This is a genomic window from Streptomyces chengmaiensis, assembly GCF_029846775.1.
GTDB lineage: Bacteria > Actinomycetota > Actinomycetes > Streptomycetales > Streptomycetaceae > Streptomyces > Streptomyces chengmaiensis.
This window is the reverse complement of the sequence record NZ_JARWBG010000094.1, coordinates 1-14,669: the sequence shown is the minus strand read 5'-3', so window position 1 is coordinate 14,669 and position 14,669 is coordinate 1. Positions and strand designations below refer to the sequence as shown.

The 14,669-nt window shown below is 72.3% G+C and carries 11 protein-coding genes and 5 pseudogenes; 5 read left to right on the top strand and 11 right to left on the bottom strand.

The genetic code is table 11. The features are described from left to right. From QCN29_RS35545 to QCN29_RS35535, 3 genes and pseudogenes are all read left to right on the top strand, one after another. Positions 1-1,093 (top strand): PP2C family protein-serine/threonine phosphatase (locus QCN29_RS35545; protein ID WP_279933363.1); only part of this gene is annotated, 1,093 nt, incomplete at its 5' end. Between the two features lie 34 nt (positions 1,094-1,127). Beyond that, a pseudogene (locus QCN29_RS35540) lies at positions 1,128-1,661 on the top strand (hypothetical protein); the annotation flags it as partial. 87 nt (positions 1,662-1,748) lie between these two features. Next, on the top strand, positions 1,749-2,921 hold the full coding sequence (locus QCN29_RS35535) for an FHA domain-containing protein (RefSeq protein ID WP_279933361.1): 1,173 nt from the start codon (positions 1,749-1,751) through the stop codon (positions 2,919-2,921). Here the strand turns inward: QCN29_RS35535 and QCN29_RS35530 are convergent. The 4 genes and pseudogenes from QCN29_RS35530 to QCN29_RS35515 form a co-directional block, all read right to left on the bottom strand. Then, positions 2,918-3,928: a methyltransferase domain-containing protein gene (locus QCN29_RS35530; protein ID WP_279933360.1), complete on the bottom strand. Its 1,011-nt coding sequence runs from the start codon at positions 3,926-3,928 to the stop codon at positions 2,918-2,920. The two genes, QCN29_RS35535 and QCN29_RS35530, sit on opposite strands and share 4 nt — an antisense overlap. A gap of 281 nt (positions 3,929-4,209) precedes the next feature. Continuing rightward, a complete protein-coding gene (locus tag QCN29_RS35525) occupies positions 4,210-5,442 on the bottom strand; it encodes a cytochrome P450 (RefSeq protein ID WP_279933359.1) in 1,233 nt (410 codons plus the stop codon). A gap of 82 nt (positions 5,443-5,524) precedes the next feature. Further along, positions 5,525-6,909 (bottom strand): annotated as a pseudogene (locus QCN29_RS35520) (NAD(P)/FAD-dependent oxidoreductase); the annotation flags it as partial. Beyond that, a complete protein-coding gene (locus tag QCN29_RS35515; protein ID WP_279933358.1) occupies positions 6,896-7,129 on the bottom strand; it encodes a ferredoxin in 234 nt (77 codons plus the stop codon). The pseudogene QCN29_RS35520 and the gene QCN29_RS35515, both read right to left, overlap by 14 nt. A gap of 401 nt (positions 7,130-7,530) precedes the next feature. Between QCN29_RS35515 and QCN29_RS35510 the strand changes: the two genes are divergently transcribed. Beyond that, positions 7,531-7,935 carry a globin gene (locus tag QCN29_RS35510; protein ID WP_279933357.1) on the top strand — a complete coding sequence of 135 codons (405 nt, stop codon included), beginning with the start codon at positions 7,531-7,533 and terminating at the stop codon, positions 7,933-7,935. Positions 7,936-8,190: 255 nt separating this feature from the next. Further along, positions 8,191-8,463 (top strand): annotated as a pseudogene (locus QCN29_RS35505) (ABC transporter ATP-binding protein); the annotation flags it as partial. Positions 8,464-8,483: 20 nt separating this feature from the next. On the opposite strand, the pseudogene QCN29_RS37285 reads toward QCN29_RS35505, so the two are convergent. The 7 genes and pseudogenes from QCN29_RS37285 to QCN29_RS35470 form a co-directional block, all read right to left on the bottom strand. Beyond that, positions 8,484-8,618, bottom strand: a pseudogene (locus tag QCN29_RS37285) (helix-turn-helix domain-containing protein); the annotation flags it as partial. Positions 8,619-8,792: 174 nt separating this feature from the next. Then, the gene (locus tag QCN29_RS35495) at positions 8,793-9,458 is read right to left on the bottom strand and encodes a hypothetical protein (RefSeq protein WP_279933356.1); all 666 of its coding nucleotides are present in this window, start codon (positions 9,456-9,458) and stop codon (positions 8,793-8,795) included. Beyond that, complete coding sequence (locus QCN29_RS35490) at positions 9,455-9,949, bottom strand: acyl-CoA thioesterase (protein ID WP_279933355.1); 495 nt, start codon at positions 9,947-9,949, stop codon at positions 9,455-9,457. The genes QCN29_RS35495 and QCN29_RS35490 overlap by 4 nt, the downstream gene beginning before the upstream one ends. Positions 9,950-9,952: 3 nt before the next feature. Beyond that, positions 9,953-11,617 carry an energy-dependent translational throttle protein EttA gene (gene ettA, locus QCN29_RS35485; protein ID WP_279933353.1) on the bottom strand — a complete coding sequence of 555 codons (1,665 nt, stop codon included), beginning with the start codon at positions 11,615-11,617 and terminating at the stop codon, positions 9,953-9,955. Between the two features lie 157 nt (positions 11,618-11,774). Continuing rightward, complete coding sequence (locus QCN29_RS35480; protein WP_398860644.1) at positions 11,775-13,190, bottom strand: LAETG motif-containing sortase-dependent surface protein; 1,416 nt, start codon at positions 13,188-13,190, stop codon at positions 11,775-11,777. Between the two features lie 271 nt (positions 13,191-13,461). Then, on the bottom strand, positions 13,462-13,866 hold the full coding sequence (locus tag QCN29_RS35475; protein WP_279933350.1) for a single-stranded DNA-binding protein: 405 nt from the start codon (positions 13,864-13,866) through the stop codon (positions 13,462-13,464). Positions 13,867-14,086: 220 nt separating this feature from the next. Then, positions 14,087-14,669: pseudogene (locus QCN29_RS35470) on the bottom strand (ATP-binding protein); the annotation flags it as partial.

Sequence of the window (14,669 nt, the reverse complement as noted above, 5' to 3'; positions counted from 1 at the left end):
GGGCGCCGCCCCCGCCGCGGCCGGCTCCGCTGTCGGCGCCGCCCGGGCGGCGCACGTGGGGCGCGGGCCGGCCGCCCCGCACGTCCCGGCCGGACGGCAGACCGCACGGCAGACCGCGGCGCAGCGGGATCCTCGGACCGTGCCGCCCGCGGCGCCGCCCGTCTCGGCGGAGACCGCGCAGAGGTGCGTGGCCTGCCGGGCGGGACGGGTCGACACGGACGGGTACTGCGAGAACTGCGGCCATGCCCAGCCCCGCGAGCGGGACCATCTGGAGCAGGAGCTCGGCTCGGTCGCCGCCGTCAGCGACCGGGGGCTGCGGCACCATCGCAACGAGGACGCGTTCGCCGTGTCGTCCACCGCGCTGCCCGACGGATCGCCCGCCGTGGTCGCCATCGTCTGCGACGGGGTCTCCTCCGCCTCCCGTCCGGACGAGGCGTCCGCCGCCGCGGCGAGCGCAGCCGGCGAACTGCTGCTGGAGGCCCTGCCGCGCGGCGCCCACCCCCGGCAGGCCATGCACGATGCGATCCTGGCCGCCGCCCAGGCCGTCGACCGTCTGGCCGTCCAGCCCGGCGCAGAAGGCGAGGCGCTGGAGCACGACCCGAGCCGGCGGGGCTCGGGCAATGCGCCGGCCTGCACGTTCGTCGGGGCGGTCGCGGCCGACGGGCTGCTGGTGGTCGGCTGGGTCGGCGACAGCCGTGTGTACTGGGTGCCCGACGACCGCAGCCGACCGGCCGCCCGGCTGACCGAGGACGACTCCTGGGCCGCCCAGATGGTCGCGGCGGGTCTGATGAGCGAGGCGGAGGCATACGCCGACGCACGCGCCCATGCGATCACCGGCTGGCTCGGGGCGGACGCAGGCCAACTTGACCCGCACACGGCGTCGTTCAAGCCGGACCGGTCCGGAGTGGTCGTGGTCTGCACAGACGGCCTGTGGAACTACGCGGAGGCGCCGGAGGACATGGCCCGGGCCGTCCCCGCGGACGCGGCCGACCGCCCGCTGCACAGTGCCCAGATGCTGGTCGGTCACGCCCTCGACGGCGGCGGCCACGACAATGTGACGGTGGCCGTCCTGCCGTTCGCCGTGGATCGCTGACGGGCAGGTTCGGCCTGCCCGCCGCACACCTCAGCTGCGGCTGTGGACGCCCGCCGGCGCGGAACCGACCGGTTCCTGGGGCGACGAGTCGCGGGACTACCACATTTGCGTACGGGTGCCTCCGGCGGACATCGGGCAGGAGATGCTCGCCGCGCGGGCCTCGCTGATCCGCCCGGCCGCCGGCGGCGGAACACCCGAGGTGCTCTCCCAGGGGCTCGTACGGGCGGTGTGGACGGATGACATGGCCGCCTCGACCACGATCAACCCCCAGGTGGCGCACTACACGGGCCAGGCAGAGCTGGCTCTGGCCATCCAACAGGGCCTGGCCGCCCGCAAGGCGGGCGACGGGGCGACGGGGCGACGGGGCGACGGGGCGACGGCCAGGCTGGGCCGCGCCGTGCAGCTCGCCGCGGACTCGCGAAACGATGACACGGCGAAACTGCTTTCGAAGGTGGTGGACATCGTCGACGCGGCGGCAGGTACTGTGCGACTGAAGGCGAAGGCGGCGGAGGCGGACGAGATGACCCTCGAGACGCGTTCCACCAAGACCGTTCGCGTAAATAGATAATCAGGTCAAAGCGGGGCATGAAACACCTGCGAAGAAGTACCTGAGCGACGGCCCGCGGGCCGGACGAGGAGAGGGGGACGCGCCGACATGCCGACCTGCCCGAACGGACACCAGTCGGGTTCCGACGACTGGTGCGAGGTCTGCGGCCACCGTATGGCCGGACCCGGCGCTCCGGCGGGGGGCTTTCCGCCGCCTCCCGAGCCCGGCTACGGCTACCCCGGGCCCGGCGACCCGCACGCCACACAGCAGGCGGAGCTGTGCCCTCAGTGCCGCACGCCGCGCGAGGCCGCGGCTCCCTTCTGCGAGGAGTGCCGCTACAACTTCCTCACCCAGACGGCCACCTCCTACACGCCGGCGGCGCCGCCGCAGTCCTCGGGGCTGAACCTCCCGCCCGGCTTCCAGTCCCCGCCGCCGGGGCAGCCCCAGCCGGCGCAGCAGCCGCAGCCCGCACCGCCCGTCCCTCCGCCCGGGCCCGGTCCGCAGGGCCAGCAGCCGCCCGCGTACGACTACCACGCCTCACGCCCCTCGCAGCTCAACCGGCCCGCGGAGCCGCTGTCGCCCACGCCGGCGCCGCCGCCCGCCCCGGGCGGCTACCAGCAGCACGGCGCGCCGCCCGCCCCGCAGGCCTTCCAGCAGCCGCAGCACACGGGCGGCGGTGACGACTGGGTGCTTCAGCCGCCGCAGCACCAGTCCCAGCCCCAGCATCAGCCCCAGCAGGCTCCCCCTGCACCGCAGCACGGACCCCAAGGCCACCAGGTGCCTCAGGGTCACCACGCGCCTCAGGGTCACCAGGCACCTCAAGGTCACCATGCGCCCCAGGGTCAGCACGGGCCGCAGGGTCAGCACCCCGCGCCCTCCGGTTGGACCGCGGTCATCGGCCCCGACCGCGAGTACTTCTTCGCGATGATGCAGCGCAGCGGCCCGGAGGCGGAGGGCCTCAATCTGCCCGGGTACTCACCGGAGCAGCATCTGCCGCTGACCGGAGCCCAGATCACCGTCGGCCGCCGCAGGCACTCGACGGGCGAGTCCCCCGACATCGACCTCTCCGTTCCGCCGGAGGACCCGGGCGTGTCCCACCAGCACGCGGTGCTGGTGCACCAGCCGGACGGCTCCTGGGCCGTCGTCGACCAGAACTCCACCAACGGCACCACGCTCAACGGCGCGGAGGAACCGATCCAGCCGTATGTGCCGGTGCCGCTGAACGACGGCGACCGGGTCCACGTCGGCGCGTGGACGACGATCACGATCCGCCGCGGCTAGTTGCCGCGACTGCTCGCCACGGCGGAAGGCGGCTGGGGCGGGCCGACCGGCCAGGCGTACGGGCCCTCGGGGTCGTCCAGCCAGGACCACTGGCGGCCGCCGCAGACGGTGACTCCGTAGCGGTCGCGCTCCGGGCGCCGCTCGCGCTCCCACAGGGACAGCGCCTCCTGGGGGTCCAGACTGCCCTCGGTCAGGTTCAGCAGGAAACGGAAGAGATCGTTCTTGACGGCCCTGCGGGGCAGTACGCCACTGCGGGGCGCCGGGCCGCCGCGCAGCGGCATGAAGTGCGCGGGGGTGCGCAGAAAGCGGCCCTGGGCCATGCGCCCGTGCTCCGCGTCGTCGAACACGTCCAGGGCGATCAGACCGGTGGCGAGCGGGGCCAGGATGCGCCCGCCCGGCCGGCACTGCTCCGGCCAGGCCCATGGCACGGACGCCAGGCTGCAGGTGGAGATGATGCGGTCGAAGGGCGCGCGCTCGGGGCAGCCGCGCGCCCCGTCGGCGATGATCAGCGCCGGACGGTAGCCGACGGCCGCCAGATGCGCGCGGGCCGACTCGACGATGTCCGGATCCAGGTCCACGGTGGTCACCAGAGAGTCGCCGAGGCGGTGGCAGAGCAGCGCCGCGTTGTAGCCGGTGCCCGCGCCGATCTCCAGGACGCGGCAGCCGTCCCGCACCCGCAGTTCCTCGAGCATGCGGGCCATCACCGAGGGCTGGCTGCTGGAGGAGAGCAGCGTCCCGTCACGTACGCGCGTGACCAGCGACACATCCGCGTACACGCCGCGCAGCCAGCGTTCCCGCCGCGCAGGGGAGGGGTCCTCGCACCACAGCCGCTCGTACGAGCCTGGGAACCCGGCGAAGTAGTACGGCACGAACACATGGCGCGGGACCTCCTCGAAGGCCGCCCGCCAGCCGGGGTCGCGCAGCTCCCCGGAGGCCGTAAGCCGCCGCACGAGCGCTCGGCGCGCGGCGGCCGCGGGCCCTGCGAAGCGGTCTGCGGATGCGTCCATGGCACCACTGTCCTGCGGGGACGCCGCAGAGGCGAGCACCGTGTATCGGCAGCCGAGAGTCCCGGTGGGAGACGCCGGGTCCGTACGTCCCCGTACACCGCGCCACACCGCACTGCGTCACACCACGCCGCGTCACACCGCACCGCGCCACACCGCGCCGGGCTCGGCGCGGCGCGCACTTGCCCGCTCCGCCGGCAGGCAGCCGCTGCCGGGCGAGGACCGCTCCAGGCGCACGCGGCGTCACCCGGCGCCCGGTGCACGGGACGCCCAGGCTCCCGCGCTCACGGCCTCATCCCGTCGAAGTCGACCAGGAGCCGGCGGGGGCCTCGCAGCACCGGGTTCCGCCGGTACTCGGGCGGGTCCGCGGCCAGCCTGGGGCTGTCCAGCCGGCGGATCAGCTCGGTCAGGGCGAGTTGCGCCTCCAGGCGCGCGAGCGGCGCCCCGAAGCAGCCGTGGACCCCGCCGCCGAAACCGAGGTGCTGGTTGTCCGGGCGCCATGGGTCGAACCGGTCCGGGTCCGTGAAGGGCTGCGGGTCCCGGTTGCCCGACGCCAGGACCAGGGACAGCGGCACGCCTTCGGGGATCACGACCCCGGCGATCTCGACGTCGGTCAGCGGGGTGCGCTGCGTCAGCATATGGACCGGAGGTTCAAACCGCAGGAGCTCCTCCACCGCCTGCGGCATCGCGGCAGGGGTCGCACGGAGGTCGGCCAGGACCTCGGGATTGCGCAGCAGGGTGAGCATGCCGTTCGCAATGAGGTTCACCGTGGTCTCGTGTCCGGCGACGAGCAGCAGGACGGAGTTGGTGACCAGTTCCACGGGCTCGACGCCCGAGTCCGCACCGTCGTCGTTCACCAGGCCGGACAGCATGTCGTCCCGAGGGCTGCCGCGCCGGTCCGCCATGAGTCCGCTCATGTAGAGGCCCATCTCGGCCTTCGCCTGCTGACCGGCTCGCCGGCGCTCGCCCGGGTTCTCCTCCGGTCCGGGGGCGATGGACGCCACGACCGCGTCGGCCCAGACGTGGAAGCGGGGCTCGTCCTCCCGCGGTACGCCGAGCATACGGCAGATGACCGTCACCGGGAAGGGGTAGGCGAAGTCGTCGACGACGTCGATCCGGTTCCTGCCGGCCAGGCCGTCGACCAGCCCGGTGATGATGCCGGGGAGTTCCTCGCCCAGTGCGCTGACCCGCCGAGGGCTGTGCGGGGGCCCGAAGTGGCGCATGAACAGCCGGCGCAGCCGGTCGTGGGCGGGCGGATCGAGCTTCAGGAAGGCGGGCGGCAGCCCCTGGGCGTCCTCGTCGTCCGGCGCAGCCCCCTCCCGGTGACGGCGGTTTCGCAGGTCCGAGCTGATCCTCGGGTCGTGCAGCAGGTGCAGGATCTCGCGGTAGGTCCCGACGAGACGGGTGCCGTCCTCCTGCCGGGCCACCGGGGTGGCCCGGAGTTCCTCGTACAACGGGTAGGGGTCCGCGCGATTGCCGTAGTCGGTGATCCGCCGGAGCAGCGTTTCCGTGGTCATGGGTCGCCTCCTCGGCCTGTCGTATGCGGCTGCCTCGTCCGTACGCGGCTGCCTGGTCCGCCGCGGTCAGCCGGGCGGCCTCAAGGAGGGTGACCCTCCGTTCGTCCGGCAGGTGACCGGTCACGGCCACGGTGGGACCGTGGCTGAGGACCGCCGGGTCGGGGACGTCCGCCGGCAGGACCTCCGGCTTCCCGGGCCGGCCGACGGTGTCGAATCCGGGCGGGAAGGGCGCGGCGGCCTCGATCAGACGGCCGTAGAAGTCGAGCCACATCGCCTGGTCGAAGGCGACCGCGGCCGTGACACGGCCCCGGTAGCCGTAGANGCGGCCGTGACACGGCCCCGGTAGCCGTAGACGGCCACAAAGCGCCGTTCCCCCACGGATCCCTGAACCACGGCGACCTCGTCGGCGAACGACGGGACGCCGAGGGACTTGATGTTGACGCCGAACTGACTGGACCAGAAAGCGGGAAGCGACAGGTGAGGCCGTTTGCGCACCCCGGGGCTGACCATGTTGTGGGCGGCCACCTCGGCCTGCGCCACGGCGTTCCCCCAGTGCTCCAGCGCCAGCAGCTGGTACTCGTACACGGGGTGCGGGAAGCGGGCCACGTCCCCGGCCACGAACACGTCGTCGGTGACGACGCCGTTCAGATCGAACGCATGGCAGCCAGCGTCGCACGCCACGCCGCGCGGCCCGGCCGCCAGTCCGGACCCCGCCAGCCACTCGGTGTTGCGCACCGCGCCGAGCGCCACCACCGCGACGTCGACGTCCAGCGCGGCGCCGTCCGACAGCCGGGCCCGGGCCAGCCTTCCCCGCCCGTCGCCCTCCAGCGCGGTGACGGTGACCCCGCACCTCAGGTCCACACCGTGGGCGCGTTGCATATCCGCGGCGACCTCCGCCAGCACACCGCCCAGCGCCCCGATCAGCGGGGCGCCGCCGCGCTCCGCGACCACCACGTCCAGACCGCGTTCCCGGCACACCGAGGCCATCTCCGAACCCGTGAAGCCCGCGCCGATGACCAGCACCCGCCGCGGCCCCGCCTCCAGCCGCTCCAGCAGGCCCCGGGCGTCCTCGAGGGTGCGCACGCCGACGACGCCGTCCAGCGCGGCCTGCGCCTCGTCGGGCCAGGGCCGGGCCCGCACGCCGGTCGCCACCAGCAGCCGGTCGAAGGGAAGGTCTGCGCCGTCGGACAGACGTACCAGCCGTTTCTCCAGGTCCAGCCCCGTGGCCCGCACGCCCAGCCGCCAGTCGGCGTCCACCGGACGCCGCGCGGGCAGCGCCACATGATCCGGGGGAACCCTGCCCAGCAGCACCTGCTTGGAGAGCGGCGGCCGGTCGTACGGTTCGTGCCGCTCCTCGCCGACCACGGTGAGCGAACCGGTGAACCCCTCCTCGCGCAGCGTCTCCGCCGCCCGCAGACCGGCCAGCGACGCCCCCACGACGACAATCCGGCCGTCACGCCCGGTCACGGTCGGCCTCCGTGCCGAGTCCGGCCCTCGGCCCCTCCTCGAGGAGGATGGCCTGGACGGGGCAGGCCGCCGCGGCGCGGCGGACCCTTTCGATCTGGCCCTCGTCGGGCGCCGCGTCGTACAGCAGGGCCTCCTCGCCATGGAGGGAGAACACCTCCGGGGCGAGAAAAACGCACTGGCCGTAGCCCTGGCAGCGGTTGAGATCGACCATGAGTCGCATGGGACCTGCCTTTCCCGCCCGGAGGCCCGCGGCGCCGGGCGGGAACCGCACCCGGCGGAATCGCTTCGGGGCTCATGGCGGGCTCACGGCCGCATGTCCGGGAAAGATCTGAGGGCCCCGCATCCGTCCTCACAGGCAGCACTTCCACTACTACTACAGACCCTGGGTGCGCGCAGGTCGTGGAGGTCGCCTCGCCCCGAGGCGTCGGGCCGAAGCCCCACGGCGTCGCGCATCGGCCGCCGGGCCGGGGCAGCCGGGCGGGGGCAACCGGGCCGGGGCAGCCGGGCCGGGGCAGCCGGGCGGGGGCAACCGGGCTGCCCCGCCCTCGCCGGACCGGGGAAGGCCGAGCGGCCTTCGTCGACCGGGACTGCATGCTGCGGGCGTCTGAGAGCATGGAGTGCGTGAACAAGATTCCACGCGGCACGCTTCAGGAGCAGACCTTCTATGAGCAGGTGGGCGGCGAGGAGACCTTCCGACGCCTGGTGCGCCGTTTCTACCAGGGAGTAGCCGAGGACCCGCTGCTGCGGCCGATGTACCCGGAGGAGGATCTGGGTCCGGCGGAGGAGCGGCTTGTGCTCTTCCTGATGCAGTACTGGGGCGGACCGCGCACCTACAGCGACAACCGCGGCCACCCGAGGCTGCGGATGCGCCACGCCCCCTTCACCGTCGACCGGGCGGCGCACGACGCCTGGCTGAAGCACATGCGGGCGGCCGTCGACGAGCTCGGCCTCTCCGAGGAGCACGAGCAGCAGCTGTGGAACTACCTCACCTACGCGGCCGCCTCGATGGTCAACACCGCTGACTGACCTGCCCGCCGCCGTCGCCGACACGGCCCACGGTGTCGCAATCCGGGCATCCGCCGTCGGATAACGGTCACGATCAGGTCAAGGACGCACGGCAGGCGGTTTCCACCGGCCCGTGTCCTCTGCAAGCATCTTCGGACGGCAGCGGGGGACGCAGAGCCACGGGGGGCGGGGGAAGGTGACGGGGTTTGTCTTATTGCGGGTGCGGGCGCACCGCCTGCTGCTCGCGGCCGGACTTCTCGCGGTCCTGCTGACCGCCTCGTCACCCATGACCAGCAAGTGGCGGTCGAGGTGCGGCGCACGGTGGCGATCCGGGACGGCCGCACGTCCTCGGAGGTGCTGCGGCGTACGGAGGTCGACGCGGAGACCGGTCTGGAGTCCGTGGTGGCGCGGGAGTACGCGATGCTGGACCGGGCGGGCAGGCTCCAGCTTCCGGCCGATTACACCGAGGCGCTGGGCATGCGGGACCGGGTGGCACTGGAACTGGAGCAGGACCACATCGGCGTCTGGCCGGATGACGGGCGGCCCTGACGGGTTGTCACGTTCGGCGGGCTCGACTTGTGCACGCCCGGTTCGTCCGCGACCTCCGTGACGCCCGCCTCCCCGTGCCGGGAGAGGGTCTCGAGCACGCTCACGGCGCGGTCCACCGACTGCACGGCGGTCCCGGCCCGGTCCGTCGACGCCATCCGCGCCCCACATCCGCCGCACCGTGGCTTTGGCCTCCGCCCGCTTCTGCTCGCTTCTGCTCGCTTCTAACTGCTCATGCTCGCTTCGGCGTTGCGCACGGCGCTGCCGCATGCACGATGCGCCATGAGCCGCCTCTGCCCCGTCAGGCGCGGCTCAAGCAGGCGCTCGTGCGCTCACACGGGGCGCACGGGGGTGACGCTGAGCCCGCCGAGGCCGCTGGTGCGGACGGCGACCGAACCGAAGGGGGTGCGCAGCCGCAGCCAGGACCCCGCCGACAGCAGCGCTGTCGGCACGCCGGGCCGCAGAAAGCCCAGCGACTGCGCGGCGTGCACGGCGCGCAGCGGCAGCCCGGTCGGGCCGATGCCGCGGGACCAGATCTCCCGGCCGATGCGATCGCGCTCCGCGCGGGTGCGGCGCTCGGCGGGCAGTGCCTCGTCGCGCCTGCGGAACTCGGCGACCGCGGTCGCCACCGCCCCGCGCATCTCGGCGGCGTCGGGCAGTCCGGGCATCTCACGCCAGCCGCCGCGCGGCGGCAGCACCCCCGCCCATGCCGGTCCGGTGACGGCGGGGGGCACGGCGATCTCCGGGCCCCCGAGCGACTCCAGCAGCTCGCCCGCCGCGACGGTGACGTCCAGTTCGACAGGGTGGCTCAGACGTGCCGTACGGATCGCCAGCACCTCGAAGGACGGCGGGCGGCCGAAAACGGCGAGCGCGCCGCCCCCGGCCTGGAGGCGGACGGCGGCGGCGCGGTCGTAGTGGAGCAGCCGGGCGAGAAAGGCGGACAGGTCTTCCGCCTCCCTCGCGTCGGCGAAGTGCAGACTCTGCACAGGTGCGGTCATGCGGCGAAAGCACCCTCGGCGGCGTCGGCGGACTCAGTGGCGTCAGCAATCTCAGTGGCGTCGGCGGACTCGGCAGCCTCGGCGGCCTCGTCCATGTAGCGCTCCAGGAAGGACCGCTCCTCCGCGGAGATCCGGCGGGGCCGCCCGGCCTGGAGGTCGTAGGGGACGACGACGGTCGAGGCCCGTACGTACACCTGGTCCGGGTCCTTGATCTCGTACGCGATCGTCAGCGACGCTGCGCCGATCTTCGTCACCCAGGACTCGACGGCGACCGGCTCGTGCCGGTGCACCAGCGGCCGCAGATACTCGATCTCGTGGCGGGCCACCACGGACCCGCCCGAGAACGACGGACTGCCGTTCCCCGGCGCCAGCCGGAACATGAAGTCGATCCGCGCCTCCTCCAGATAGCGGAGGAAGACCACGTTGTTGACATGCCCGAAGGCGTCCATGTCCGACCAGCGGAGGGGACAGCTGTAGAAGTGCCTGGCCACGGTTCAGCCTCGGGTCAGCTTCTTGTACGTGGCCCGGTGCGGACGGGCCGCGTCCGGGCCGAGACGCTCGATCTTGTTCTTCTCGTACGACTCGAAGTTGCCCTCGAACCAGAACCACTTGGAGTCGCCCTCGTACGCCAGGATGTGCGTGGCGACGCGGTCGAGGAACCAGCGGTCATGGGAGACGACGACGGCGCAGCCGGGGAAGTCCAGCAGCGCGTTCTCCAGGGAGGAGAGCGTCTCCACGTCGAGGTCGTTGGTCGGCTCGTCGAGGAGCAGCAGATTGCCGCCCTGCTTGAGGGTGAGCGCCAGGTTGAGCCGGTTGCGCTCGCCTCCGGAGAGGACCCCGGCCGGCTTCTGCTGGTCCGGGCCCTTGAAGCCAAAGGCGGAGACATACGCCCGGGACGGCATCTCGACCTGGCCGACGTTGATGTAGTCCAGTTCGTCGGAGACCACGGCCCACAGGGTCTTCTTCGGGTCGATGTTCTCGCGGCTCTGGTCGACGTAGGAGATCTTGACGGTGTCGCCGACCTTGATGGTGCCGGAGTCGGGCTGCTCCAGGCCCTGGAGCATCTTGAACAGCGTGGTCTTGCCCGCACCGTTCGGGCCGATGACGCCGACGATGCCGTTGCGGGGCAGGGTGAAGGAGAGGTCGTCGATGAGGACCTTCTCGCCGAAGCCCTTGTTCAGGTTCTCGACCTCGACGACGACATTGCCCAGACGCGGGCCCGGCGGGATCTGGATCTCCTCGAAGTCCAGCTTCCGGGTCTTCTCGGCCTCGGCGGCCATCTCCTCGTAACGGGCCAGACGGGCCTTGGACTTGGCCTGCCGTCCCTTCGCGTTGGAGCGCACCCAGTCCAGCTCTTCCTTGAGCCGCTTCTGGCGCTTGGCGTCCTTCTGGCCCTCGACCTTGAGGCGGGCGGCCTTGTTCTCCAGATAGGTGGAGTAGTTGCCCTCGTACGGGTGGGCGCGGCCTCGGTCGAGCTCCAGGATCCACTCGGCCACGTTGTCGAGGAAGTACCGGTCGTGCGTGATGGCGACGACGGTGCCGGCGTACTTGGCGAGGTGCTGCTCCAGCCACTGCACCGACTCGGCGTCGAGGTGGTTGGTGGGCTCGTCGAGCAGCAGCAGGTCGGGGGCCTCCAGCAGCAGCTTGCAGAGCGCGACGCGGCGCTTCTCACCGCCGGAGAGGTTGGTCACCGGCCAGTCCCCGGGCGGGCAGCCCAGGGCGTCCATGGCCTGCTCGAGCTGGGCGTCGAGGTCCCAGGCGTTGGCGTGGTCGAGGTCCTCCTGGAGCTTGCCCATCTCCTCCATCAGCGCGTCCGTGTACTCGACCGCCATCTGCTCGGCGATCTCGTTGAACCGGTCGAGCTTGCCCTTGATCCCGGCGACGCCGTCCTGGACGTTCTCCAGGACCGTCTTGGACTCGTCGAGCGGCGGTTCCTGGAGCAGGATGCCGACCGAGTAGCCGGGCGTGAGGAACGCGTCGCCGTTGGAGGGCTGCTCAAGACCGGCCATGATCTTGAGCACGGTGGACTTACCGGCGCCGTTCGGGCCGACCACACCGATCTTCGCACCGGGCAGGAAGCTCAGCGTCACGTCATCGAGGATGACCTTGTCGCCGTGCGCCTTGCGCGTCTTGCGCATCGTGTAGATGTACTCAGCCAAGAGAAACCGTCCGGCAAGAAAGTGGGTGGGCAGAGATACACCCATCTTGCCTGACGCCGGTCCCCTGACGAAAACCGGTTCCGTGCCCGGGGTGCGGCGCGGCCCCGGTGCGCCTGTGCGGGGCGTACCGGGGCCGTCACCTTGTGTGCGGGGGGGTTTACTCCCCGGCGACCGCCTTCTTCCTACGGAGGAAGAAGACCGCGCCTCCGCCGACCAGCACCAGGACGATCGCGATGCCCGCGATCACCGGCGTGGCGCTGGAGCTGCCGGTCTCGGCGAGGTTGTCGCCGTCCTGCGGAGTGCCCGAGCCGCCGCCGGCCGTGGCCGGGCTGGGCTGGGACGACGGGGTCTCGGGACCCGGCTCGGGGGTTCCGGCGGTCTCGCAGTCCAGGACGCCCTTGAACGTCTTGCTGAAGCCGGCCGGGCCGGTGATCGTGAAGTCGTACGCCTGGTCCTCGGCCACCGGGACGGTCACGGTGCGGGAGTCACCGGCCGCGATGGAGTGCTTGACCCCCATCAGCTCGAACTCGAACGGCTCGTCGCCCTTGTTGGAGGCGGTGATGTCCACCCCGCCCTCGGCGCAGTTCTTCTCGGCCGACAGCGCCGGGATCGGGCCCGTCTTCGCCCAGGTCGCGGTGGCCTGCGCGGAGACCGTGGACTGGCTGGACCCGGCCAGGATCTGCGTCTGGCTCTTGGTGACGCCGGCGAACGCCCGGCCCACCGGCACCGATGTGGTGGCCTGCACCGTCAGCGTCGCCGAGCCGTCGGCCGCCTCGGCGGGGACGTCGAAGTACAGCTTGGAGCCGTTGACCGCGGAGGTTACGGGCTTGCCCGCCTCGTCGGTGACCTTGACTCCGCTGGCGGCGGCGTCGGCGGGCGAGGTGACCGCGACCTGACCGGCGTCGGTGCTGACCGTCACGGGCCCGAGCCGCTCGCCCGGCTTGCCCGAGACGGCGCCCGGCTCCAGGCTGAGGGAGGCCTTGGGCTCCTTGACGTCCTTGGCCTCCTTCTCCAGCCAGTCGGCGAGCGCCTCGGCCTGCGCGTCGACGGCCGTGACGTCCGCGTCGTCGGAGAAGCGCCAGATCGCCACCTGGGTGCCTGCCGCAGCGGTCTTCTCCGTCAGCGGACCGGTGCCGGCCTTCTGGGCCAGCGCGGCCAGGTCGTCGACCTGCGGGTAGGAGTTCTGCAGGATCCACAGGATCTTGCCCGCGTCGTCGTTGTCACCCAGCGACGTCTGGCTCCAGGGGGTCTCCAGGTACTTCGCCTGGTCCTGGGTGGGGTTGTGGATGTCGATGCAGTACGTCTTCAGCCGGCCGCCGCCGTCGACCGTCATCTCGAACAGGCCCGCGGGGATCTGCTGCGTCTTGCCGTCCGCGTGCAGCTCGGCCTTGTCGTAGGTCTTCAGCCCGTCGAGGGTGGCGACCGCCCCACCCTGGTGCTGGACGCCGTCGTCGGCGGCGGCCGCACCCGCGCCGCCGAGTATGGAACCAGCCGCGAGCAGCCCGGAGATCAAGGCTCCGGCGGTGAGACGGCGAGCAGCGCTCCGCCTGCGTACACGTGACGCAGAGAACACACCAAACACAGAATTCCCCTCCGGGCGAGGCTTATCACGTGTGACGCGTGGGGGAGTGCCTCGCCAGCAGACTCAAGTGCCCCGTAACTTTCGCGAGTACCGCAGGTACCGCGAGTACCGCGGAAAGCCTAGAGAGGACGGCACAGCACGGTGGCCAGTCCTACCGTCTGATAACCATTCCGACTCAGAATCGTTATCCCACGCGCCCCATGATGGTCCCCACTTCACCTCTTTCAGCGCTTCCATATCGACAAATCTCCCCAACTCGCCTTCACCGCACCGGAGTCGGCACCGCCTCCGTCACCTGGGGTGACTCCCCCTTCACCGGGCGTCGGAACGCTGTCGTGCCGCGTGTCAGGTCGTGACCGGCCGCAACCGCTTCAATGTCCACGAATGTTCGTTGCCGACCGTCCCGTTCCTCTTCCCTTACCTTCAACCTGCCGTGCACGAGCAGTGGTTCCCCCACACCGACGGATCCGGCCAGATTCATCGCCAAGGACCGCCAGGCGAAGACCGTATAGAAGCTCGTCGGCCCGTCCGACCAGCTTCCGCTCTGCCGGTCCCGGCGGCGCGGCGTCACGGCGAATCGAAATCGCGCCATCCCCCCGCTCGCCGTTTCCCGGTACTCCACATTCGTGGCGACATTGCCCACGACCGTCACCATGGTGTCGTTCATGGCGCTCTCCCCCCGTGCATTGCGCGTGCTGACGGAGTCCATGCTGATGCCGCTCGGAGGATCTCGCCGGGGGCTGTGGACAGCGCGGCCGCTGTGGACAAGTCCGTCACCCGCGCGAGGGAGCCGCGCACACCCTGCAGCGGGCACCCCCGCGGCGTCGCACACCCGCGCCGCACACCCAAGCCCCGGGCACGCACCGGAGCCCGGGCACGCACCGGGGTCAGCCGGAGGTGCGCGCCAGGCCCTGCGGCGCGGCCCCGGGCGTGACCGCCGGCCGAAGTCCGGCCGGCCCGCTCGCCCGTGCGCCGACCCGCACACCGGGCCCGCCGAGCATCACCCCGCTGCCGCACACCGTGGCGTACTGCTCCCGCACCTCCCGGTAGCGCATCAGCTCCGCCGCGACCGGGTCGAGGACCCGCGCCCTGCCGCACGCCGCGGCCGCCTCCGTCAGCCGCCGTCCGGCGTCCTGCCCGTACCGCCGCGCGGGCCCCTTCACCGCCGCCGCGCACGCCCATTCGATCAGCGGACCGCCCACGATCCCGGCGAGCATCACCGACACCGGGGCCATCAGCCCCGGTTGCAGAACGCCGACGATCTGGCCCGTCAGCCAGAGCCCGCCGAAGAACTGAAGGAGCGTCATCGAAGCCTGGCCGAGCACCGCGGCCGGCCACCACGCCGGGCGCAGCGGCCGCCCGCCGAGCCGCGCCGACTCACGCGCCGCCAGTTCGTCGAGCGCCTCCGGCAGCCCCCGCGCACCGCGCACCGCCGCCTCGCGCACCGCGGCGCCCCAGGGGCCGGGCAGT

Bases quoted from the DNA above. Each gene is read 5' to 3' on its own strand.
- QCN29_RS35535 (WP_279933361.1), top strand. From the start codon at position 1,749: ATGCCGACCTGCCCGAACGGACACCAGTCGGGTTCCGACGACTGGTGC.
- QCN29_RS35530 (WP_279933360.1), bottom strand. From the start codon at position 3,928: ATGGACGCATCCGCAGACCGCTTCGCAGGGCCCGCGGCCGCCGCGCGC.
- QCN29_RS35525 (WP_279933359.1), bottom strand. From the start codon at position 5,442: ATGACCACGGAAACGCTGCTCCGGCGGATCACCGACTACGGCAATCGC.
- QCN29_RS35515 (WP_279933358.1), bottom strand. From the start codon at position 7,129: ATGCGACTCATGGTCGATCTCAACCGCTGCCAGGGCTACGGCCAGTGC.
- QCN29_RS35495 (WP_279933356.1), bottom strand. From the start codon at position 9,458: ATGACCGCACCTGTGCAGAGTCTGCACTTCGCCGACGCGAGGGAGGCG.
- QCN29_RS35475 (WP_279933350.1), bottom strand. From the start codon at position 13,866: ATGAACGACACCATGGTGACGGTCGTGGGCAATGTCGCCACGAATGTG.